We start from the raw sequence: 20,304 nt of genomic DNA, 5'->3' as shown, positions 1-20,304 counted from the left end.
ATGGCTTACATGGCCGGCCACACCGCAGATATCGCGCGCATGCCCCGAGGCGGGTTCGATGCGTCGTGCCTGGATCGCTTGCTGGAGACCGACCGGCCCGAATACCTCGACCGCGACGACGTCGACGACGCGACCAAACGGCAGGTGATCGAAGCCCTGGACTGGACCGGCCGGTTCTTCAAAACCCACGAACGGTTCGCCGCGATCGCCCTCGAGCTGCTCGCCGACGTCGCCGATCCGCGGATCCTGGAGCTCGGCGCCGGGCACGGCGGACTGTCCCGGCAACTGCTGCAGGACCATCCGTCCGCGCATGTGACGGTATCCGACGTCGACGCCGACTCCGTGGCCCAGATCGCCGCGGGCGACCTCGGCAGCCATCGCCGCGCGCGCGTCGCCCACGTTGATGCCACCGAAATCGACGCCGCCGACGGCAGTTACGACCTCGCGGTGTTCGCGCTGTCGTTCCACCACCTGCCGCCCGCGCAGGCATCCCGCGTTTTCGCGGAGGGCACGCGCGTGGCCGACACGCTGTTGATCATCGACCTGCCGCGGCCGCCTGCCCCGCTGCACCTGCTGCGGCTCGCGACCATGCTGCCCGCGGCTCCGTTCCTGCCGTTCGTGCACGACGGCATCATCAGCTCACTGCGCTGCTACAGCCCGTCGGCGTTGCGTAGCCTCGCCCGGCACGCGGACCCCGCGATCACGCTCGAACTGCGCAGCGGCCTGTACTCGCCGCAGATCGTGATCGCCCGGCGCGGTTAGCGGGGCCGCGTGAGCCGGTGCAGCAGCCACGCGGCAGGCACCGTGAACGCCAACGTGACCGCGAAAAGCACGACCGCCGAACCGGTGTAGACGGGCCAGCCCAGCACCAGCTCCATCACCACGTCCATCACCACGACGTGCAGCAGGAACACCTCGTAGGAGATCTCACCCAGCCGCACCATCGGGGTGCCGCCCATGAGCCGCGCGTACCACCCGGTGTCGCCGAGGGCCAGCGGTGCCACCACCAACGTCGCGATCACGGCGTAGAACATGGTCTTGGCCAGGTCCGCGGACAGGTCGAGGGTCAGCGCGGTCGTGACACCCGCTATCGGCGTGGACACCACGAGATAGCAGGCCAGCGCGAGCGGCAGCACCGCCAGCGCATAGCACCGCACGCCCATCGCCGCCAGCACCGCGAGCATCATCCCGCCCACGAACCACGCCAGATAGTGCGGCAGCCATGAGCCGGCCCCCACGGGCAACCAGTCCGTGCGGTGCATGACGATGAGCCACACGGGGCTGACCGAAGCCAGCACCGCCAGCCCGGCCAGCAGCACGACCGGCCGAAACCGCCTGCGGCACAACACCACGAGCAACCCGTACGCCAGCACGGGCAGCACCGCGTAGAAGGCGACCTCCACCGCGAGGCTCCACATCTGGCTCAGCCCCTGATGCAGGTACCGCGTGAAGTAGTCGTCGCTGTAGATCTGCGTGAGCGTGAGGTTGCGCAGCAGACCGGTCCAGGTGTGGCCCGGATTGGGCGCTACGGGCCGCAACTCGTACACCCCGAACACCAGCAGCACGGTCAGCACATAGGCGGGCATGATGCGGCGGAACCGGCTGCGCGCGTAGCGGCGCACCGACGGAGCGTCGTCCGCTTCGGCGAAAGCCCGTACCCACGGCCGGAACAGCAACAGTCCCGACAGCACGAAGAAGATCGCGACGCCGATCTCCAGGCACGCACTGAGCAGGCCGACGTAACCGTGTGACAGCAGCCCGGTGCCGTACGCCGCGTGGGTACCCATCACGGTCAACGCGGCCACTGCGCGCACGCCGGTCAGCGCGGCGACGCGGTCGACTCCGGCCACTTGTTCGAGCCCACCCTGATCCGGTTGGGCCGCTGAGGTCATTTCGCCATTCTGCTGCGCACCGTGCCTCCGACGTTGTTGCATCGCGGTGTGGGCGATGAGGTCAGCAACACCGAGTACACCCGGGCACACCGTCAGGAGTATCGCCGCAAAGTGCAGCGCTGTCTCGACGTGTTCGAAACCATGCTGGCGCAGTCCAGCTTCGAGTTCGAGCGGCCGTTGACGGGCATGGAGATCGAATGCAACCTGGTCGACGGCGATTACCAGCCTGCGATGACCAACCAGGAGGTGCTGGCGTCGATCGCCGATCCGGCCTATCAGACCGAATTGGGCGCCTACAACATCGAATTCAACGTGCCGCCCCGCCCACTGCCCGGCCGGGCCGCGCTGGACCTGGAAACCGAGGTCCGGGCCAGCCTCAACGCGGCCGAGGTCAAGGCCAACGAAGACGGCTCGCACATCGTGATGGTCGGCATCCTCCCGACGCTCATGCCCGAGCACCTGGCGGGCAGCTGGATGAGCGAATCGACCCGCTATCAGGCGCTCAACGACTCGATCTTCACCGCCCGCGGTGAGGACATGACGATCGACATCTCCGGACCCGAGCGGCTGTCGCTGCAGGCCGCGACCATCGCACCCGAATCCGCGTGCACCAGCATGCAGTTGCATCTGCAGGTCTCACCGGCGGATTTCGCGCGCAACTGGAACGCCGCGCAGGTGCTGGCGGGCCCGCAGCTGGCGGTGGGGGCCAATTCACCGTATTTCTTCGGTCACCAGCTGTGGGCCGAGACGCGCATCGAGCTGTTCGCGCAGGCCACCGACACCCGGCCCGACGAGCTCAAGACGCAGGGCGTGCGGCCGCGGGTGTGGTTCGGCGAACGCTGGATCACGTCGATCTTCGACCTGTTCGAGGAGAACGTCCGCTACTTCCCGTCGCTGCTGCCCGAGCTGTCCGACGAGGATCCAGCCGCTGAGCTGGCCGCCGGGCGCACCCCGCGGCTTTCGGAGTTACGGCTGCACAACGGCACCGTGTACCGGTGGAACCGCCCGGTTTACGACGTCGTGAACGGTCGGCCACATCTTCGCGTCGAGAACCGCGTGCTGCCCGCCGGGCCCACCGTGGTCGACATGATGGCCAACGCGGCGTTCTACTACGGCCTGCTGCGGACCCTGTCCGAGGAGGACCGGCCGGTCTGGACCAAGCTGAGTTTCGCTGCGGCCCACCACAATTTCCAGGAGGCCGCGCAGCACGGCATGGACGCGCGGCTGTACTGGCCCGGCCTGGGCGAGGTGACGCCCGACGAGTTGGTGCTGCGGCAACTGCTGCCGCTGGCCCATGACGGCCTACGCCGCTGGGGCGTGGCCGGCGAGGTGTGCGACCGGTATCTCGGCGTCATCGAAGGCCGCGCCAAAACCGGCCGGACGGGCGCGTCGTGGCAGGTCGCGACGGTTCAGGCGCTGCAGGAACGGGGCCTGGCACGCCCACAGGCTCTGGCCGAGATGCTGCGGCTCTATGTGCAGCGGATGCACAGCAACGAGGCCGTCCACACGTGGGACTGACGCGGGTACGTTGGATTTCATGACTGCTGACGGACTCTTGGATTGGGACAGTGCTTACAAGGGCGAGGGCGAGTTCAGCGGGCCGCCACCGTGGAACATCGGTGAACCACAACCCGAATTGGCTGCGCTGCATCGGGCTGGGAAGTTCCGGAGTGACGTGCTCGACGCCGGGTGCGGGCACGCCGAACTGTCGTTGACGCTGGCCGCTGACGGCTACACCGTGGTCGGGATGGATCTGAGCCCGACGGCCGTGGCCGCGGCCAACCGTGCGGCCCAGGAACGCAACCTGAACACCGCGAGCTTCGTGCAAGGCGACATCACGTCGTTCACCGGCTATGACGGCCGGTTCAACACCATCGTCGACTCCACGTTGTTCCACTCGCTGCCGGTCGAGGGCCGCGACGGGTACCTGAGCTCGATCCTGCGGGCGTCGGCCCCTGGCGCGAGCTATTTCGTGCTGGTGTTCGCCAAGGGTGCGTTCCCTGCCGAATTGGAGACCAAGCCCAACGAGGTCACCGAGGACGAGCTGCGCGCGGCGGTGTCGAAGTACTGGGAGATCGACGACATCCGGCCCGCGTTCATCCACGCCAACGCGGTCGCGCTGCCCGCCGACGTCCCGTTCGAGCTGCCGCAGCACGATCACGACGAGAAGGGCCGCATCAAGTTCCCGGCCTTCCTGCTGACCGCGCACAAGCCGAGCTAGACCCCGAGCACGCGGCCGAACCCGTCGGGGATCACCAGGTCGGCGGGGCTCAGATCGTGCACCGACGAGTGCCCGAGCCCCATCAGCGCGGAGTCGATCCCACCGCGGATGATGTCGAGGACGTTCTCCACGCCGGTCTGGCCCCCGGCCGCCAGGCCCCACAGGTAGGCACGGCCGAGCATGACCGCGCGGGCGCCGAGTGCGACCGCCTTGACCACGTCACTGCCCCGCCGCACGCCGCCGTCGAGCACGATTTCGACGTGCTCGCCGACGGCGTCGGCGATGGCGGGCAAGGCGCGGATCGAGGCCGGGGTGCCGTCGAGGTTGTTACCGCCGTGGTTGGACACGGAGATCGCGGTGACACCCGCGTCGACGGCCCGTTTCGCGTCGTCGACGCGCATGACGCCTTTCAGCATGAACGGTCCGCCCCACTGCTCGCGTAGCCACGCGATGTCATCCCATGTGGGCAGCGGCGTGCCCATCCATTCGCCGTAGGCCCCGAAGAACGTCGGCGCAGGCGTACCGGGTTCGGCGAGGTTCGGCGCGGTGAGATCGGGCACCCGGCCGGTGCGCGCGAAGTCGAGCAGCCAGCGGGGGCGCCGGAGGCCTTCCGGCGCGAACCGCAGCATGGCTTTGACGTCCATCTTCTCGGGGATCTTGGGGCTGCCCCAGTCCCTGCCGTGGGAGAACGACCAGTCGGTGGTGACGATGACGCCGACGGCGCCCGCCGCCCTGGCCCGTTCCATGCGGGCGACGAGTTGATCGCGGCTGCCGGTCCAGTACATCTGGAAGAAGGTCTGCGGGTTGGCCGCGACGACGTCCTCGATAGGCTTGCTCGCGAACGACGACAGGCTCATCGCCGTGCCACGCGCCGCGGCGGCCCGGGCGACCGCCACCTCACCGTCGGGATGCACGGCCTGCACGCCGGTCGGCGATATGAAGACGGGCAGTGAAATTGACTGTCCCATCACGGTTGTGGCCATGTCGCGTTTGCCGGACAGACCCGCGACGTGCGGCGCGAAGCCGAGTTCGGCGAACGCCGCGGTGTTGTCGGCGACCGTGGTGCCCTTCTCGGAGCCTGCCAGCAGCGCGCTGTAGACGCTGGGGGGCAGCCGTTTGGCGGCGCGGCGCTGAGCCTCGGCCACCGTCTCGAACCATGTCATGTCCTGCTCCTCACAGCAATTCGCTTACCGGGTTCACGTCGCACACCCGCCTGGGCTGCTTGAGCACCGTCAGTGGCAGCGACCGGGAGTGGTCGACAGCCGGGCGCGGCACCGTGCGGTCTGAGTCGAGCGCGGTCTGGCCGTAGCCCTGCACGCATTCGGGATCCGGCCCGTCCATCGGCAGGCCCGTGAAGAACTTGGCGGCCATGCAACCGCCGCGGCACGAGTCGAAGTGCGCGCATCGGGCGCAGGCGCCACCGGTCGTCGGGCTACGCAGCTCGGTGAACAGCTCCGAATCCCGCCACACCGCACCGAAACCGCCGTCGGACAGGATGTTTCCGGCCAGGAACTTGTCGTGGATCGCGAACGGGCACGCGTAGACGTCGCCCACCGGATCGATCAGGCACACCACGCGGCCCGCCCCGCACAGGTTCAACCCGGGCAGCGCGCTGCCGTACGCCGACAGATGGAAAAACGAATCCCCGGTAAGAACACGGTCACCCTTGTCGACCAGCCAGTCGTAGAGTTGGCGCTGCTGACGTGGCGTCGGGTGCAGGTCGTCCCAAACGTCTGCGCCCCGCCCCGACGGGCGCAGCCTGGTGATCCGCAGGGTCGCTCCGAAACGATCCGCCAGTGCCTTGAAATCATCGAGTTGCTCCACGTTGTGCCGCGTGACGACGACCGAGATCTTGGCGTCCTTGAAGCCCGCGGACTTGAGGTTCTCCAGCGCGCGGATCGCCATGTCGAACGAGCCCCGGCCCCGCACGGCATCGTTGACGTCGGCCGTCGCGCCGTCCAGCGAGATCTGGACGTCGACGTAGTCGCTCGCGGCAAGCTTGGCCGCGACCGCGGGCGTGATACGCACCCCGTTGGTCGAGAACTTCACGCCCACGTGGTGGGCCGTCGCGTAGTCGACGAGCTCCCAAAAGTCCGACCGCACAGTGGGTTCCCCGCCGCCGATGTTGACGTAGAACACCTGCATGCGTTCGAGCTCGTCGATGATGTCCTTGCACTGCTGCGTGTTGAGCTCGCGCGGGTCACGGCGGCCGGACGACGACAGGCAGTGCACGCAGGCCAGGTTGCACGCGTAGGTGAGTTCCCAGGTCAGGCAGATCGGGGCAGCCAGGCCGAGTTCGAACTGATCGGTGAGGGCCGCGGTCATGTTGTCACCAGCATGTGCGAGTGGGCCAGGGCCGCAAGCGCTTCTGTGTAGGCGGGTTTCGCGTCGACGCCTGCCGTTTCCAGGGCGGCGCGGGCACTGGGATGTTCAGGTAACGAACGCACGACCTCGACCACGGTGTGGTTCTTGAGGAACGACAGCCTGCGGGTGCCGAAGTGGTACAGCAACGCGCCGAACGGTTCGGGCCGCACCGCGACCTGCGAATGCAGCCGCCACGGTGCGTCGACGTCGAACTCCATGTCAGTAGACCCCGCACATGCCGTCGATGAAGACCTCTTCGACGAGGGTCTCTTCGACGAGATCGGTGACTTCGGTGGTGTTTTCGCTGGCACGCATCGGAACCTCCCAGGTGTGACGGACACCACTGACGCTAGGCCACGCCACGGCGGCTGAACACTGGCCGAACGGGCAGTTCTGATTCACCCGATCGGAGCGCGTATTCGGAGGTCTGAACGAATAGCGTTGGTAGGCATGGCAATTCTCGGCCCTGCTGAAGTCGACCCACTGGCGCCGGCACCCCGCGGCACATGGAGCAGTCACGGGGTCCGGGTCCGCAGAAGGCGCGGCCCGCACCGGAACCACCCGGGCGCGGTGTGCACGCCCAGGTTCTGCGCGCATCGCCGCGGTGACGCCCTGACCGTCGAACACGATTTCACGCCCGACGAGCTGTCCGACGAGATCGCGGTGCTGGTGGCCGCCGAGCTCGGCGGAGTGCTGCGCGGTCAGCCAGATTTCGAGAGGGTCTTCACCGGCATCGTGCGGTCCACGGTCGACGGAGGCCTGCCCGCGTGGTTGCGCTTCTACCGCAATTCGCTCGCCGCGCTCGAATCCGGCCGCGCCGCATTCGCCGCCGTCCACGAGCGGGCGGCCGAGCTGACCACGGGTACGCGGCTGCTCGACCTCGGATCGTGCTTCGGGTTTTTCCCGCTGCGGATGAGCCACGCCGGATATCACGTCACGGCAACCGATCTCAGTGCACCGACCATGGACCTGCTGAGCCAGGTCAGCGGGCGCCTGGGCCGGCCGGTGGCCACCGTGGCGTGCGATGCCGCGCGCGTGCCGTTGCCCGACGGGGTCGCCGACACCGTGACGGCCCTGCATCTTTTGGAACACCTGCCAACCGACGCAGGCGCTGCCGTGCTCGCGGAGGCAGTGCGGTTGGCGCGCCGCCGCGTGATCATCGCGGTGCCGTTCGAAGACGAACCGCAGGCGTGCTACGGGCATGTCCGCCGCTTCGACGTCGGTGAGCTGACGCGGCTCGGCGAACTCGCCGGCGGCATCCGCGCCACCGTGTCCGAATACCACGGCGGCTGGCTGGTATTGGATTTGGCGTAGCGCTGCTGCGCTGCGACTGGCGGTCTGTTATCTCGGCTGTTGTAGTCCTGTTCCAGACGCTGTGACGAGCGTGCAGCCTTTCGGGTCAGATTCGCGACATCGACGGCGACAGGCTGCACACTCGCCACAGCGTTCTGGAGGCAGCATGCAGAGCCGCGCGCGTGCTCAAAGCGCTGCGAACGTGTCCAGCGCCTCGACGCCGAGCGCGCCCATCGCGCCGCCGGATTCGTGTCCCATGCCGGGCACTATGTGCAACTGCGCCGCGGGCCAGCGCTGCGCCAACTGCCACGCGATGTCGGGTGGACCGCTCACATCGAGGCGGCCATGGATGAGCACCGCCGGGATATGCGCGATTTCGGCGACGCCGCTGAGCAGTTCGCCTTCACCGCGCCACGCGGCATGGCGCCAGTAATGGGTGACCAAGCGGGCGAAGCACATCCGGAATTCGGGCGTGGCGGCAACGAGCCTGTGCCGCGGTTCAGGCCCGAGATTGACGTGGCTGTCCTCCCACTCACACCAGTCCAGCGCAGCCTTCTCGCGCACGGCCGGATCGTCGTCGGCGAGCAGCCGCGCGTACGCGTCGACCAGGCTGCCGTCCCGGTCGGCCTCGGGCGCGCCGGCCCGGAATCTGGCCCATTCGGCCGGGAAAAGCCGGCCGACATCGCGCGTGATCCACTGCACCTCGCGTGGTGTCGTGGTGGTGACTGCGGTCAGCACGAGCGCCGCAACCCGGTCAGGGTGCCGCTCGGCGTACGCCAAGGCCAGCGTCGTTCCCCACGACCAGCCGACCACGACCCATCGGTCGATACGCAGATGGGCGCGCAGCAGTTCCAGATCGGCGATCAGGTGATCAGTGGTGTTGGTGTGCAGGTCGACCGACGGATCCCCGGCATACGGTCTGCTGCGGCCGCATCCGCGCTGGTCGAACAACACGACGCGGTACTTCTGGGGGTCGAACAGCTGCCGCATACCTGGCACGCAGCCCGAGCCGGGGCCGCCGTGCAGCGCCACGGCAGGCACTCCATCTGGATTGCCGCTGGTCTCCCAATAGACCCGGTTTCCGTCCCCGACGTCGAGCATGCCCGAGTCGTAGGCCTCGATCGGCGGATACATATCGACCGACGGTACCCGCCGCGGTGCGTCAGATCAGGCCCCGCTTGCTCGCTGCGTACACGGCCTCGGCGCGGCGGCTGACGTCGAGCTTGCGCATGATGTTGCTGACGTGGAACTTCGCGGTGGTCGCGGAGATGAAGAGCTTCTCGCCAATTTTGATGTTGGACAAGCCCGTTGCCAGCAGCCGCAACACCTCGAGCTCGCGGTCGGTGAGCTGCTCACGGGGCTGGGTACGCCCGCTCAGCGAGCGCACGACCGCGGCCGCACTGCGCGAGTCGAACGCGCTGTCCCCCGACGAGATCGCGCGGATGGCCCGCACCAGCTCGGTGGTGTCGACGTCCTTGACGACGTAGCCGCGTGCCCCGGCATGTACGGCCCGCACCACCAGATCCTCGTCGAGGAACGTCGTGAGCACCAGCAGACCCAGATCGGGATAGGTGCCGGACAGCTTGGCACACAACGACAAACCTTCGAAGTCGGAGCCGGCCGACAGTTTCAGGTCGAGAAGCACCACGTCGGGATTGACGGCGGCCACCATCGCCTCGGCTTCCGGTTCGGTGGACGCCTCGCCCACGACCACCAGGTCGTCTTCGCGTTCCAGCAGCGAGCGCAGGCCCTGCCGCAGGATCGCGTGGTCGTCGACCAGTGCCAATCGGATCATCGCAGAACCCCTTCCGCGCGGGGAATACTCGCCACCACCCGCACGCCGCCGATCCGCGAGCGCTGCACGGTGAACGTGCCGCGATGCTCACGGCAGCGCGCCAGCATGTTGGCCAGGCCGCGGTGATGACCGTCGACATCCGTGGCGTCGGCCAGCCGCAACATCAACCGGATCTTCTCCGGATCGCCCGTGCCGTCGTCGGAGATCGACAGCGTGACCGCGGCGGCCCGGTACCGCAGCCGCACGATGGCCCGCGTCGCATGGCCGTGCATGGCGGTGTTGAACAACGCCTCGCCGGCCACCCGCAGCAGCGCGTGCTCCACCTCGCTGGGCAGTTCGGCCACGGCCCCTTCGACTTTCAAGGAGACCCGCAGATCCTCGGGCATGTGTACGGTCGCAAGCTGTTCCAGCAGTTCGGGCAGCGTCGAGCGGCCCGCGTCGCCAGGCTGGTTGAGGGCATAGATCGCCGAGCGCAGCTGTTCGGTGGCCGACCGGGTGAGGGTCTTGGCGGTGTCGAGCCGCTCGACGAGTTCCCGCTCACCGAGCGCGGCGATCTCGCTGCGGCACACCTCGATCTGCATGCCCGCCGACAGCACGGTTTGCGCGACGCTGTCATGCAGTTCGCGTGCGATGCGGTGGCGCTCCGAGTCGAGCACCTGATGGCGTTGCACCGCACCGAGTTCCCGCTGGGTGGCCAGCAACTCGGCGTTGCGGGCCTCCGACTGCGCCAGCAGGCTCTGCGTGCGCTGGAACAGTTCGCAGTTGTGCAGCGCCACCGCGGTCTGGTTGGACAGGATTCGCATCACGGTTTCGTCGGTACCGTCGAGCGTCCGATGGTTGGGTGTCCAGGCCGCGAACGCGCCGATCACGCCACCGTCGAGTTCGATCGGCACGTGCGCGTGATGCGGCTCGATCACGGGCAACCGGAACTGCGCCAGCTGACCCCGCAGGATGTCGTTGAGCCGGTTGAGCACCGCGTCGGGCAGGTGCGGCACCGGATGCTTTGCGCCGGAAAGCCCTTCGAACGAGTACGCGTTCCCCTCGGAGTCGAGGATCAGGTGCCGGGGCCGGGCCTCCGGCAGCGCGCCGTCGGCGAGTGCGAGCAGCACCCACTCGGCACCCAGATGGGTCCGGGCCGCCTCGGCCACAGCGCGCACGAGTTTCTCCGGGCCGTTGACGGTCTGCACCAGGGCCCGCGATATGGCGTCCAGCGCGGCGATGACCCGCTCGGTGCGCTGCGCCGCGACGCGGAACTCGGGGTAGAACGTGGGCTTTCCGGACCGAACCCCGGTCAGTCGCTCCAGATCCGGCGCCCTCACATCGCCGCCCGGAACAGCGCGCGCAGCTGCGCCTCATCGGCAGGCCGCGGATTGGTCGTGATGCACGCGTCGGCCATCGCGTTACGGGCGAGCACGGGCACGTCGGTGTCGCGCACCCCCAGATCCGCCAGGCCGCGTGGAACGCCCACCTGCCGGGCCAGCTCTTGCAGCCGATCTGCCAGGGCCAGTGCGGATTCCCGTTCCGGGGCGCGTTTGTCGGCGATGCCGAGGCACGCCGCGATGGTCGCGAACGGGGCCGGGTCCGCCTCGGCGTTGAAGCGCACCACGTGCGGCAGCAGCACGCCGTTGATGACCCCGTGCGGCAGATCCAGCAGGCCGCCGACCTGATGGCTCATGGCGTGGGCGGCCCCTAGGATCGCGTTGGTGAACGCCAAGCCCGCTTCCAGTGCGGCCTGCGCCATCAACACGCGGGCCGGCATCTCGTGCGGCTGTTCGATTGTGGTGACCAGGTTTTCGGTCACCATGATCACCGACCGCAGCGCGTGGTGATCGGTCAGCTGGTTGTGCCCCAGCGACACGAACGCCTCGATGCCGTGCGTCAGTGCATCCAGTCCCGTTGCGGCGTTGAGCCATTCGGGCATCGTGGTGAGCAGTCGCGGGTCGATCACGGTGATGTCGGGCACCAGTGCCCGGCCCAGGATAGTGATCTTGGTGTTGCGGGTGGTGTCGGTGACGATGCAGAACTGTGAGACGTCGGCTCCCGTGCCCGACGTCGAAGGCAGCACCACGAGCGGCGGGATCGGCATGGTCGCCTTGTCGACGCCGGCGTAGTCCAGGATGTCGCCACCGTTGGCCGACAGGATCGCGATGCCTTTCGCGGCGTCGATCACCGATCCGCCGCCGAGCGCGATCAGCACGTCACAACCGTGGGACCGGTAGAACTCGTGGCCCGCCGTGATCTCGTGGTCCTTGGGGTTGGGGGTCAGGCCGCTCCACACGTGCGCCTCGACGCATTGTGCGCGCAGATGCCCGACGAGCTCGTCCACCCAGCCGGCCTCGATCAGCCCCGGATCCGTGACCAGCAGGGGCCGCAACCCGCCCAGCCGGACCGCGGCATGCGCAGCCTCGGCCATCGAATCGATGCCGAACACGATCTCGGGCGCATGAAACTTCAGCAGCCGCGTCGGCATCGTCGTGCGCACCGTCACCGGCGCGATATCCGCCTGCGCTATCACTTCGCGCACTCCCTTGTGATCCAAGTAACATCCCCACCCTACGTCGGTCGACGGACGCAACCAATCTGCAGGTGGACAGGTGGTCACCTACCCGATCGGGCAGGTATCACGAAAGGGCGTGGGCAAGTTCCGCGGCGTGCGCCGTCAGCTGCTCGGCATCGCTTGCCACCACAACGTGATCGCATACCTGCGCATACTGCGGCATCGCGCACGTGGCCTGGCGCCAGTAGCGCTGCGGTTCCGGGGTGACCCACGCCAGCCGGTGTACGCGACGCCGCAGCGCGCGCAGCTGCTCGACACCGGGCGGAAGCCCCCCGCTGCGGCCGTCCCCGACGATCAGCACCGCGGTCCGCGAATCCAGGGCGTCGGCCTGCCCCCGCAGCATGTCGTCGAACACCTGCCCGTAATCGCTGCTGGCCTGCAGGTCGAGCTGTGCCTCGGCGAGGACCGCAGCAAGCGCGTCGTCTCCACCGGAGCGCAGCAGGATCTCGGTGACGTCGACGGGGCGGTCGACGAAGGCCATCACGCGGCAGCGGTGAGCGCGCCGGTGCATGGCCTGCGCCAGCCGCAGTGTGAATGCCGTGACCGGGCGGACCGACAGCGACACGTCGGCGATCACCAGCAGCCGCACGCGGTCCGGCAGGGGTGTGCGCATCACGAGATGGAACGGGACACCGTCGGTGCGCAGGCTCGCGCGCGTCGTACGACGGATGTCGAGCCGGCCCCGACGGCCGGGACGTACCCGAGGCGCGCCCCGCATCCGCCGCAGCACCTCGTGGCACGCCAGGTCGATGTCGGCGGCCAGACCCGGGGTGCCGACGGGCCCGTCGGGCTCGGCCGTCAGCCCCGCGCGTTCGGCCAGCGCCGCGACGAACTTCTCGACCGCCTGGCTGAGCTGCCTCAGTTGCTCGGCGGTCAGCGGCTCGTCGTCAGTGCCATAGCTGCTCGGGTCGTACGCGTCGAGCCAGGCCAGGATCGAATCGGGATCGTCCCAACTCAGGGTTCCCGACACCACCGAAGACACCGAATCCGCCAGCTGCCCGGCCACATTCGACGCGGCCCGATCCACCTCGACGGTGTAGCGCACGCCGCGCCTGCCGATGTCGGTCTCGGCCGACACCGACAACTGGCTGTCGCCACCGGTCACACTGAAATCGTCGTCGTCCTTGTGCGGGTTGAAGCCCTTGTCGGCATCGGGGGTGTCGAAGTGATCGCCGACCTCGGCCGCACGTTCGTTGTACTCGGCATACTTTCCGATCTCCTGGTCCTCGTCGATGTCCAGCTCATCGGGCAGGCCCGCGCCCGAGTGCGCGCGGGTCTCGCCGCTTCTCGATTCGACCTGGGCCACGCCGAACATCGCGTCGAAGGCACGGTCGAATCCCTGTTGTTCCCGACCGTATTTCGCGCACGTCGCACGCAGCGCCGCCCGCAGGACTGTCAGGTCGCGCGCACCCAGCAGACCCAGGACGCGACGCACCTCGATCACCTCGGCCGGGGATGTCGCGACCCCGGCGCGGCGCAGCAGCGATCCGAACATCGCCGCCACGATGTCGAGGGTCTGCGACGGTGTCACTGCCGGCCGCCCCGCCCACGGAATACCGCGGTGGTGGTGTTGGCCGGCCGGGCCGCGACGGTGACGCGTTCCTTTTCTGTTGTGACAGCGATCGGTTCGGTGAGGTGGCGCAGCGCGATGTCACGGTCGCTGGTGAATTTCACGAGCGCCGAAAGCAGCAACGGCTGCGATACGTCGCGGCCGAGAATCGCCGCGGCCCTGGCACCGTCGATCACTTCCGAGATCGAGGGGCTCTTGCGCAGCGGCAGTTCCCGCAAGGTCCGCGCCAACTCGACGACATCGGCCACGACCGACGGCTCGACGTGTGGTGCCCGCACCCCGACGATCTCCCGTTCGCGTTGCGGCGTCGGGAAATCCAGGTGGTAATGCAGGCAGCGGCGCTTGAGCGCGGCCGACAGCTCCCGGGTGTCGTTGGAGGTCAACACAACCCATGGGACCGTGCGGGCGACGAACGTGCCGATCTCGGGGATGGTGATCTGCCGTTCGGCGAGCACCTCGAGCAGCAGCGCCTCCATCGCCTCCTCGGTGCGGTCGACTTCGTCGATCAGCAGCACGACCGGCTGTTCCGACAACACCGCTTCCAGCAGCGGCCGCACCGACAGGAACTCCTCGGTGTAGAGGCCCTCGGCGATCTCGTGGACGTCGCTCATCCGATCCCGCAGCATCTGTACGTGCAGCAACTGCTTGGCGTAGTCCCATTCGTAGAGCACGCGGTTGTCGTCGAGGCCCTCGTAGCATTGCAGCCGGATCAGCCGCCTGCCGCCCGCCGCCGCGAGCGCCTTGGCGAGTTCGGTCTTGCCGACACCGGCCGGCCCCTCCAGGAGCAGGGGCCGGTCCAGCGCCGTGGCCAGGTGCACGACAGTGGCCAGATCCTGATCGGCGATGTAGTCCTGCTCCCGCAGCGCTTCGGAAAGCGCTGCGGGACTGTCGAACCCAACCGGATCAGTAAGTGCCATTAATTGCATGTCCGACCACCGGAATCATCGAGTCGACCGTGACCTCGCGGGGGTTACCGGGCGTGCACCAGTCACCCTGGATGTGCTCGGAGATGGCAAGCACGCTCTTGTCGTCGCCCTTGATCACCTCGCCCTTACCGGCGTACTTGCCGGTGTTCATGCGGTTCTTGTCATACGAGTCAACACGCACCTGGGAGAAGTTGTCCGGGATGCCGACGTCCTGCGACAGCCGGATCGCGGCCTCGACCGCGGCGTCGGCGGCCTGCACCGTGGTCATGTTGCGGGTGTCGACGCCCATCGCGGTGGCCAACTGCGCGTAGCGCTCATAGCGGGACGGCAGGTTGTACTCCCACACGCGGGGCAGCGCGATCGCGTTGTTGAGGCCGTGGTGGCTGTCGAAGAAGGCACTGACGGCGTGGCTGATCGAGTGCACGATGCCCAGGCCGCCCGAGTTGAAGGCCTGGCCTGCGATGTATTGCGCGTTCATCATGCCTTCGCGGGCCTTGAGGTTGCGCGGCTCGAACACCGCCTCCCGCAGGTGCTTGGCCACGAGTTCGACCGAGTACAAGGCGTTTCCGAGCGACGGCGCGAAGTCCAGCCGCGACACGTAGGGCTCGCTGCCGTGGGCCAGCACGTCGAATCCGCAGTAGGCGGTGAAGTGCTGGGGGCACGTGTAGTACAGCAGCGGGTCGTCGATCGCGAGGGTCACGATGGTGGCCTCGTCGAAGCCGACCCACTTGTGTGGATGCTCCATGTCGGACGTGTCGGTGATGACGTAGGCCCACGAGGTCTCCGAACCCGTTCCGGCCGTGGTGGATACCGCAATGTGGGGCGGGTTCTGCTTGTTGGTCGACTTCGCGAAGCCCTCGAACTCGTTGATGTTGCGGCCGTCGTGGGCGATGACGACGCGCGCCCCCTTGGCGGCGTCATGGCTTGATCCGCCGCCGATCGAGATGATGCTGTCGCAGCGCTCCTGCTGGTAGAGCGCGGCGGCCTCCATGACGTTGTAGTCCTTGGGGTTTGACTCCACCTTGTCGTAGAGCACGACCTCGACGCCCTGGTATTCGATCTTGCCGGTGAGCTCCTCGATGATGCCCGAGCCACGCAGGCCCGTCGTCATCAGCAGGGTGCGCTTGAAACCCAGGTTCTTGGCCTCGACGCCGATGATGTCGTGCGCGCCCACGCCGAGCAGTGCCCGCGGGAACGGATGGAACTCCTTGATGGGGAAGTCCCAAATCTGGTTCAGCTCAATGGCCATTGGATGCTCCTTCTGTCGTGTGACACCACCGTGAACCTTGGTGGCGCGCGTCACAACGATTCGGGAGCACTACCCGCCGACCGGCACACCAGAACTCTCCGATCGGGTAGGTCGTCCCACCGGCACAGGGGCTAGCTCCGGATCACTTCACTCGCAGCACGCTGCCCGGCCTGGACCGCGCCGTCCATGAAACCGAGCCACTCGTCGGCGGTTTCGACTCCGGCCCAGTGCAGCCGGCCGACGGGTTCTTTGAGGGTTTCACGCGCCGCCGTCAGCGCGCCTACCGAGAGGCCGCCCTCGCAGCCGAAGTGGAACGGTTCGTAGATCCACCGCTTTTCCGAATAGTGCAGGGGTTCAAGCGCTTGCGCGCCGAACAGGTCGGCGAAGGTGGTCAGCACCGCGGCCTTTCGGCTCTCGGGATCCTGCACGGCCGTGGTGTCGTCGGTGCCGTAGCACGCGAGCACACCGTGCGAGCCGTCCGGCGGCGAGGCATCGAGCACGCCCGGTGCGGCTTCGCGATCGGTCAGCGCCGAGCCGGAGAGGTTGTCGGCGCGCCAGAACGGCTTGTCGTAGACAACGTTGACCTTGCGGCCGTGCACCGGTTGCCAGGCCTTCTGCAGCCGGATGCGCTGCGGCGACAGCGCCGGACGGAATTCGATACCGCGGTAGGCCGCCGGGCCGACGGCGACGATGACGTGGTCGGCGTCGTACGTCGTGCCGCCCGCGTGCACGCTGACGCGGTTCGCCGACTGCTCGATCGCGGTGACGGGCGAATTGAGGATGACCCGGTCGCCCAGGGCGGCCGCGAGAGCGAGGGGCAGCGCTTGCGCTCCGTCCGCGAACCGCAGCACACCGCCCTGGCTGGCCAGCAGCGCACCGATCCCACCCCAGGTATTGAAGACGTGCAGGGCGAACAGCAGCGAGGTGGTCGGCGGGAAGTACCCGAAGAGTGAGGCGAGTAGGTGCCGTGCAGGCCCGGGTCGCACGGCGTCGTCGACCCACGATTGGACGGTGCGCTGGTCCAGGGTTTGCGCCTGAGGCGCCGACCACGGGCGCTGAGCAGGGACCGACGCAGCCAATTGGTCCAGTTCCTGGACGGCCTCCAGCAGCTGCACGACGTCGTCGGCCGACATCGGCAGCCACCGCTCGATCAGCCTCAGCGCGCCACGGACCACCGGCCGCAGCAACGGTGCGGTCAGCAGCCGCGTGTTCGGGATACGCCCGGCGGTGAGTGATCGAGCCGTGCCGTCGAACAGGTATTGGAAGCGTCCCTGCGTCCCGCTCTCGAACATGTCGACCCCGAAGCGGTCGGCAAGCCCGAGAACGTGCCGGTGTTGCGGGTAGGCCAGCGTGGCGCCGTCGTCGATCGTCGTGTCGCCGGCCGTGCTGGTGCGGGTTCGCCCACCGACGTGGGGGCCGGCCTCGAGCACCGTCACCGACGCGAAGCCCGCATCCACCAATGTGGTCGCCGCAGCCAGTCCCGACAACCCGGCGCCGATCACGATGACTTTGTGTTCGTTCATACCATCCTCCGTACGCTGTACGTAATTCAACGTACAACGTACGAATGCAGGTACGCTAGCCCCCGTGGGTACCGCATCATCGGAATCGGTGTGGCTGCGTCCGGCCAAGAAGCAGCGCAACCAATCGCTGCATCGCGATCAGATCGTCGCGGCCGCCGTGGCGCTCATGGACTCCGACGGGATCGCCGGGCTGAGCATGCGCAAGCTGGCCACCCGACTCGGCACCGCACCGATGACCCTGTATGGCTACGTCGCCACGAAAGACGACGTGCTCGAATACGCACTCGACGGCGTTTTCGCCGAGGCGGCCGTGCACGCTGGGGGCCGGAGTTGGCGCGACAACTTGAAAGCGCTCTCCCACAGCATGTTCGAGGCGCTTCTACGGCATCCGTGGGCACCTGCGTTACTGGGCAGCAAGCCGCCGATCGGGCCCGCTGCTGTCGACCACTTCTCGTCGATCGTGGATGTGCTGTCCGGCGCGGGATTCCGTGGCGACTCGCTCGCCGCGGCCATATCGGCCGTCTACTACTACGTGCTCGGCGCCGCCACGGCCGAGGCCGCGTGGCTACAGGCCGGCCAGCCGTTCGCCGACCTGTCGGCGTCGAAGGTGGCAGAGCTGGAGTCGCTGCACGGCCGCGATACCGGGACAGCCGCGCAGTTCTTCGCGGCCCATTCCGGCGGTGATGCGCGGCAGCGGTTCGGCGCTGGGCTGGCCGTCGTCATCGGCAACCTGAAGCCGTAGATCAGTCGTTGATGTGCACCGGAGGGTCGGCGAAGACGAAGTCCCCGGGATAGTCGTGACCGGGCCCCATCAGATCGCAGCGCTTGACGGGCACCAGATGCGAGCTGAGCCCGCTGGGTACATAGCTGTAAACACCGATGCACCGCTGCCAGGTGCCGTCGGGCTGGACGGGCCCGTCGCACTTGCTGATGACAGGTCCACCGTACTGACAGCCGGCGCTGGCTGGCGGCGCCGAGGCAATCAGACCTCCAGCCAGCAACACCGCGACCACCCCTCCGACGATGCAGAGTTTCATGGGATTCTCCCGTCACATCCGCGGATGCCCATGACGCTACCGCGCCTACTCAGGTGCAACCAGTATCCGAATAACAGAAGGGCGGTTCACCGGGCCCGTGTCCGGTGGCGGCAGGGTTGCCAGTCGTGGGCTTGACCCCGGTGATCACTTCCACAGTTCAGCTCGGTCCCATTGCCGGAGCGGAACGCCGTGTTCAGCAATTACCCTGTCCGACACAGTGATTGCAGCTTTGGTGGCCATCCGCGACTGAAGGCAGAACTGTCACCGATGTCCTGAGAGATAACTCTTGCGAGAGGTCGCTACGTCACGTAGAATCGAACATAAGTTCGAATAGAAGTCCTCCCCGCAAGGGCACGTGAGGGGCTTCGCCCGCGCCACGTCACTGCTGGCTCGACAGGTTCCCGGGGAGGCTCGGGATTGTCAGAGCCAATTGTTTGTTGAGCCGCGCCTACGTGCGCGACTTTGTTGAAAGCTTGGGTATCTGTCATGGACGCTACCTACCTGAACACCGTCATCAATGCGCTCATCGATGACCTAGTCCCGTCACCGGCACCCGACGAGGACGCGGATCGCCGGCTGTGTCATCTGTTGGACAGTCCCCGCCGGGTGCTCGATGACGGGCCACTGTTAGCGGTACTGGCCGCCGCGGTCACCGCACGCAATCTGTTCGATTATGTGATCGCCCAGGCGGTCGCCGCCGCCGAGCGTGCCGGAATCCCGACACGCAAGCGTCTACGTTCGGGGGCGCAGTTGTTGACCGATCTCGGGGTGTCCCCCGCCGCGGCGTACCAAGCCGCCCGAGTCGGGCGGGCCGCGCACACCCTGCCCACGCTCACCGCTCAGCAACGCCTCGGGGCACTCGGTATCGACTTCGTCGACGCGGTCGGTAAAGGTGTCAAGCACATCAACCGCCGGGGCGAACTATCCGATCAGGAACGGGCGCAGGTGGTGCGCACGTTGATGATCCAGACCACGCCCGCAGGGGTGGGTAAGAAGGCCCGCGAGATCGCGATCGCCCACACCGCCGCCGGACCATCCCCGGATGAGCAGGGGGTGCCGGTCGCGGAAAACACCGACCTCAACGAGATGACCCTGCACCAGAACGACGAAGGACGAGTCAACGCCACCCTGGATCTGGATGCACTCACCGGGGAAGAACTGTTCGCCGCACTGGACCCGTTGTGCCGGCCGGTCCCACTGCCCGACGGGTCACCCGATCCCCGCTCGACGCAGCAGCGTCGCGCCGATGCGTTCGGACAACTGGTGCGCACCTATCTGTCCGGTTCGCGGCGCCCCACCTCCGGCGGAGTCCTCCCGCACGTCACCCTGATCCGGCCCGCGACCGCCACGATGACGCCCACGGACGGAGGGGTGTTCGGTGCCGGGAAGGGGGTGGACATGCTCGGGTACACCGGGCCGATCAGCAGTGTCACCGCCGACCTCATTGCGTGTGACAGCACCACGGGAAACGTTCTGGTTGACTCCGACGGTGCACCGCTGGATGTAGGTCGCAGTGAACGATTATTCCCGCCGCACATCCGCAAAGCGTTGGCGATACGCGACCGCGGCTGCGCCTTCCCCGGCTGCGGCAGACCCGTGTCCTGGTGCGATGCCCACCACATAAAACCTTGGGGTGCAGAGGGATCCACCTGTGTCGACAACGGCGTGCTGTTCTGCCGGTGTCACCACACCATGATTCACCACAGTGACTGGCAGGTCTATCTCGGCGCTGATCGCCACCCCTGGTTCATTCCGCCATATGACCGGGCCGGGCCCGAACCGCCACACCTGCGCTCACACGCCCGACGCACTCTGACCTCGATGCCCACCGCCGCATAACCACCAACCCACTAACGCACCTTGACAACTCCACAGTG

At 67.6% G+C, this 20,304-nt stretch carries 20 protein-coding genes; 6 read left to right on the top strand and 14 right to left on the bottom strand.

Going from position 1 to position 20,304, the window contains the following annotated elements; genetic code table 11:
- A complete protein-coding gene (locus G6N67_RS15505; RefSeq protein WP_036431741.1) occupies nt 1-762 on the top strand; it encodes a class I SAM-dependent methyltransferase in 762 nt (253 codons plus the stop codon).
- On the opposite strand, the gene G6N67_RS15500 is transcribed toward G6N67_RS15505, so the two are convergent.
- Complete coding sequence (locus G6N67_RS15500; RefSeq protein ID WP_036431738.1) at nt 759-1,892, bottom strand: acyltransferase family protein; 1,134 nt, start codon at nt 1,890-1,892, stop codon at nt 759-761. The genes G6N67_RS15505 and G6N67_RS15500 overlap by 4 nt on opposite strands.
- A gap of 48 nt (nt 1,893-1,940) precedes the next feature.
- Between G6N67_RS15500 and G6N67_RS15495 the strand changes: the two genes are divergently transcribed.
- Both G6N67_RS15495 and G6N67_RS15490 read left to right on the top strand, forming a co-directional pair.
- Nucleotides 1,941-3,410: a glutamate-cysteine ligase family protein gene (locus G6N67_RS15495; protein WP_036431735.1), complete on the top strand. Its 1,470-nt coding sequence runs from the start codon at nt 1,941-1,943 to the stop codon at nt 3,408-3,410.
- Nucleotides 3,411-3,429: 19 nt separating this feature from the next.
- Nucleotides 3,430-4,113 carry a class I SAM-dependent methyltransferase gene (locus G6N67_RS15490; RefSeq protein ID WP_036431733.1) on the top strand — a complete coding sequence of 228 codons (684 nt, stop codon included), beginning with the start codon at nt 3,430-3,432 and terminating at the stop codon, nt 4,111-4,113.
- On the opposite strand, the gene mftD is transcribed toward G6N67_RS15490, so the two are convergent.
- Genes mftD through mftA form a run of 4 tightly spaced genes read right to left on the bottom strand, consistent with a single transcriptional unit; the run spans nt 4,110 to nt 6,792 of the window.
- A complete protein-coding gene (gene mftD / locus G6N67_RS15485; protein WP_036431731.1) occupies nt 4,110-5,276 on the bottom strand; it encodes a pre-mycofactocin synthase MftD in 1,167 nt (388 codons plus the stop codon). The two genes, G6N67_RS15490 and mftD, sit on opposite strands and share 4 nt — an antisense overlap.
- Nucleotides 5,277-5,286: 10 nt before the next feature.
- The gene (gene mftC, locus G6N67_RS15480; RefSeq protein ID WP_036431729.1) at nt 5,287-6,438 is read right to left on the bottom strand and encodes a mycofactocin radical SAM maturase; all 1,152 of its coding nucleotides are present in this window, start codon (nt 6,436-6,438) and stop codon (nt 5,287-5,289) included.
- Nucleotides 6,435-6,695 (bottom strand): mycofactocin biosynthesis chaperone MftB, encoded by a 261-nt coding sequence (gene mftB, locus G6N67_RS15475; protein WP_036431726.1) that lies wholly within the window; start codon nt 6,693-6,695, stop codon nt 6,435-6,437. The genes mftC and mftB overlap by 4 nt, the downstream gene beginning before the upstream one ends.
- Nucleotide 6,696: 1 nt before the next feature.
- Complete coding sequence (mftA, locus tag G6N67_RS15470) at nt 6,697-6,792, bottom strand: mycofactocin precursor MftA (protein ID WP_063835112.1); 96 nt, start codon at nt 6,790-6,792, stop codon at nt 6,697-6,699.
- 135 nt (nt 6,793-6,927) lie between these two features.
- Between mftA and mftM the strand changes: the two genes are divergently transcribed.
- Nucleotides 6,928-7,791 (top strand): mycofactocin oligosaccharide methyltransferase MftM, encoded by an 864-nt coding sequence (mftM, locus tag G6N67_RS15465; protein WP_036431723.1) that lies wholly within the window; start codon nt 6,928-6,930, stop codon nt 7,789-7,791.
- 165 nt (nt 7,792-7,956) lie between these two features.
- Here mftM and pip read toward each other — a convergent pair whose 3' ends face one another.
- From pip to G6N67_RS15425, 8 genes are all read right to left on the bottom strand, one after another.
- Nucleotides 7,957-8,904 carry a prolyl aminopeptidase gene (gene pip, locus G6N67_RS15460; RefSeq protein ID WP_036431720.1) on the bottom strand — a complete coding sequence of 316 codons (948 nt, stop codon included), beginning with the start codon at nt 8,902-8,904 and terminating at the stop codon, nt 7,957-7,959.
- A gap of 28 nt (nt 8,905-8,932) precedes the next feature.
- Nucleotides 8,933-9,565: a two-component system response regulator MnoR gene (mnoR, locus tag G6N67_RS15455; protein WP_036431717.1), complete on the bottom strand. Its 633-nt coding sequence runs from the start codon at nt 9,563-9,565 to the stop codon at nt 8,933-8,935.
- Complete coding sequence (locus tag G6N67_RS15450) at nt 9,562-10,884, bottom strand: MadS family sensor histidine kinase (protein ID WP_036431715.1); 1,323 nt, start codon at nt 10,882-10,884, stop codon at nt 9,562-9,564. The genes mnoR and G6N67_RS15450 overlap by 4 nt, the downstream gene beginning before the upstream one ends.
- Nucleotides 10,881-12,035 carry an iron-containing alcohol dehydrogenase gene (locus tag G6N67_RS15445; RefSeq protein WP_051578905.1) on the bottom strand — a complete coding sequence of 385 codons (1,155 nt, stop codon included), beginning with the start codon at nt 12,033-12,035 and terminating at the stop codon, nt 10,881-10,883. Before G6N67_RS15445 ends, G6N67_RS15450 begins: the two co-directional genes overlap by 4 nt.
- Nucleotides 12,036-12,186: 151 nt before the next feature.
- On the bottom strand, nt 12,187-13,653 hold the full coding sequence (gene madC / locus G6N67_RS15440; RefSeq protein WP_036431712.1) for a MadC family VWA domain-containing protein: 1,467 nt from the start codon (nt 13,651-13,653) through the stop codon (nt 12,187-12,189).
- Nucleotides 13,650-14,618 (bottom strand): MadB family AAA-type ATPase, encoded by a 969-nt coding sequence (locus tag G6N67_RS15435; protein ID WP_036431709.1) that lies wholly within the window; start codon nt 14,616-14,618, stop codon nt 13,650-13,652. The genes madC and G6N67_RS15435 overlap by 4 nt, the downstream gene beginning before the upstream one ends.
- The gene (gene mdo, locus G6N67_RS15430; protein ID WP_036435285.1) at nt 14,596-15,867 is read right to left on the bottom strand and encodes an NDMA-dependent methanol dehydrogenase; all 1,272 of its coding nucleotides are present in this window, start codon (nt 15,865-15,867) and stop codon (nt 14,596-14,598) included. The genes G6N67_RS15435 and mdo overlap by 23 nt, the downstream gene beginning before the upstream one ends.
- A gap of 131 nt (nt 15,868-15,998) precedes the next feature.
- On the bottom strand, nt 15,999-17,390 hold the full coding sequence (locus G6N67_RS15425) for a flavin monoamine oxidase family protein (protein WP_036431705.1): 1,392 nt from the start codon (nt 17,388-17,390) through the stop codon (nt 15,999-16,001).
- Between the two features lie 64 nt (nt 17,391-17,454).
- Between G6N67_RS15425 and G6N67_RS15420 the strand changes: the two genes are divergently transcribed.
- A complete protein-coding gene (locus G6N67_RS15420; RefSeq protein ID WP_131524660.1) occupies nt 17,455-18,132 on the top strand; it encodes a TetR/AcrR family transcriptional regulator in 678 nt (225 codons plus the stop codon).
- Between the two features lies 1 nt (nt 18,133).
- On the opposite strand, the gene G6N67_RS15415 is transcribed toward G6N67_RS15420, so the two are convergent.
- Nucleotides 18,134-18,427 carry a CDGP domain-containing protein gene (locus G6N67_RS15415; protein WP_036431701.1) on the bottom strand — a complete coding sequence of 98 codons (294 nt, stop codon included), beginning with the start codon at nt 18,425-18,427 and terminating at the stop codon, nt 18,134-18,136.
- A gap of 486 nt (nt 18,428-18,913) precedes the next feature.
- Here G6N67_RS15415 and G6N67_RS15410 point away from each other — a divergent pair, with 486 nt between their 5' ends.
- Complete coding sequence (locus G6N67_RS15410; RefSeq protein ID WP_036431699.1) at nt 18,914-20,266, top strand: HNH endonuclease signature motif containing protein; 1,353 nt, start codon at nt 18,914-18,916, stop codon at nt 20,264-20,266.
- Nucleotides 20,267-20,304 lie beyond the last annotated feature (38 nt).

Origin of the sequence: Mycolicibacterium mageritense, from assembly GCF_010727475.1 — a bacterium.
GTDB classification, from domain to species: Bacteria; Actinomycetota; Actinomycetes; order Mycobacteriales; family Mycobacteriaceae; genus Mycobacterium; species Mycobacterium mageritense.
This window is presented reverse-complemented; position numbering and strand designations above follow the sequence as displayed.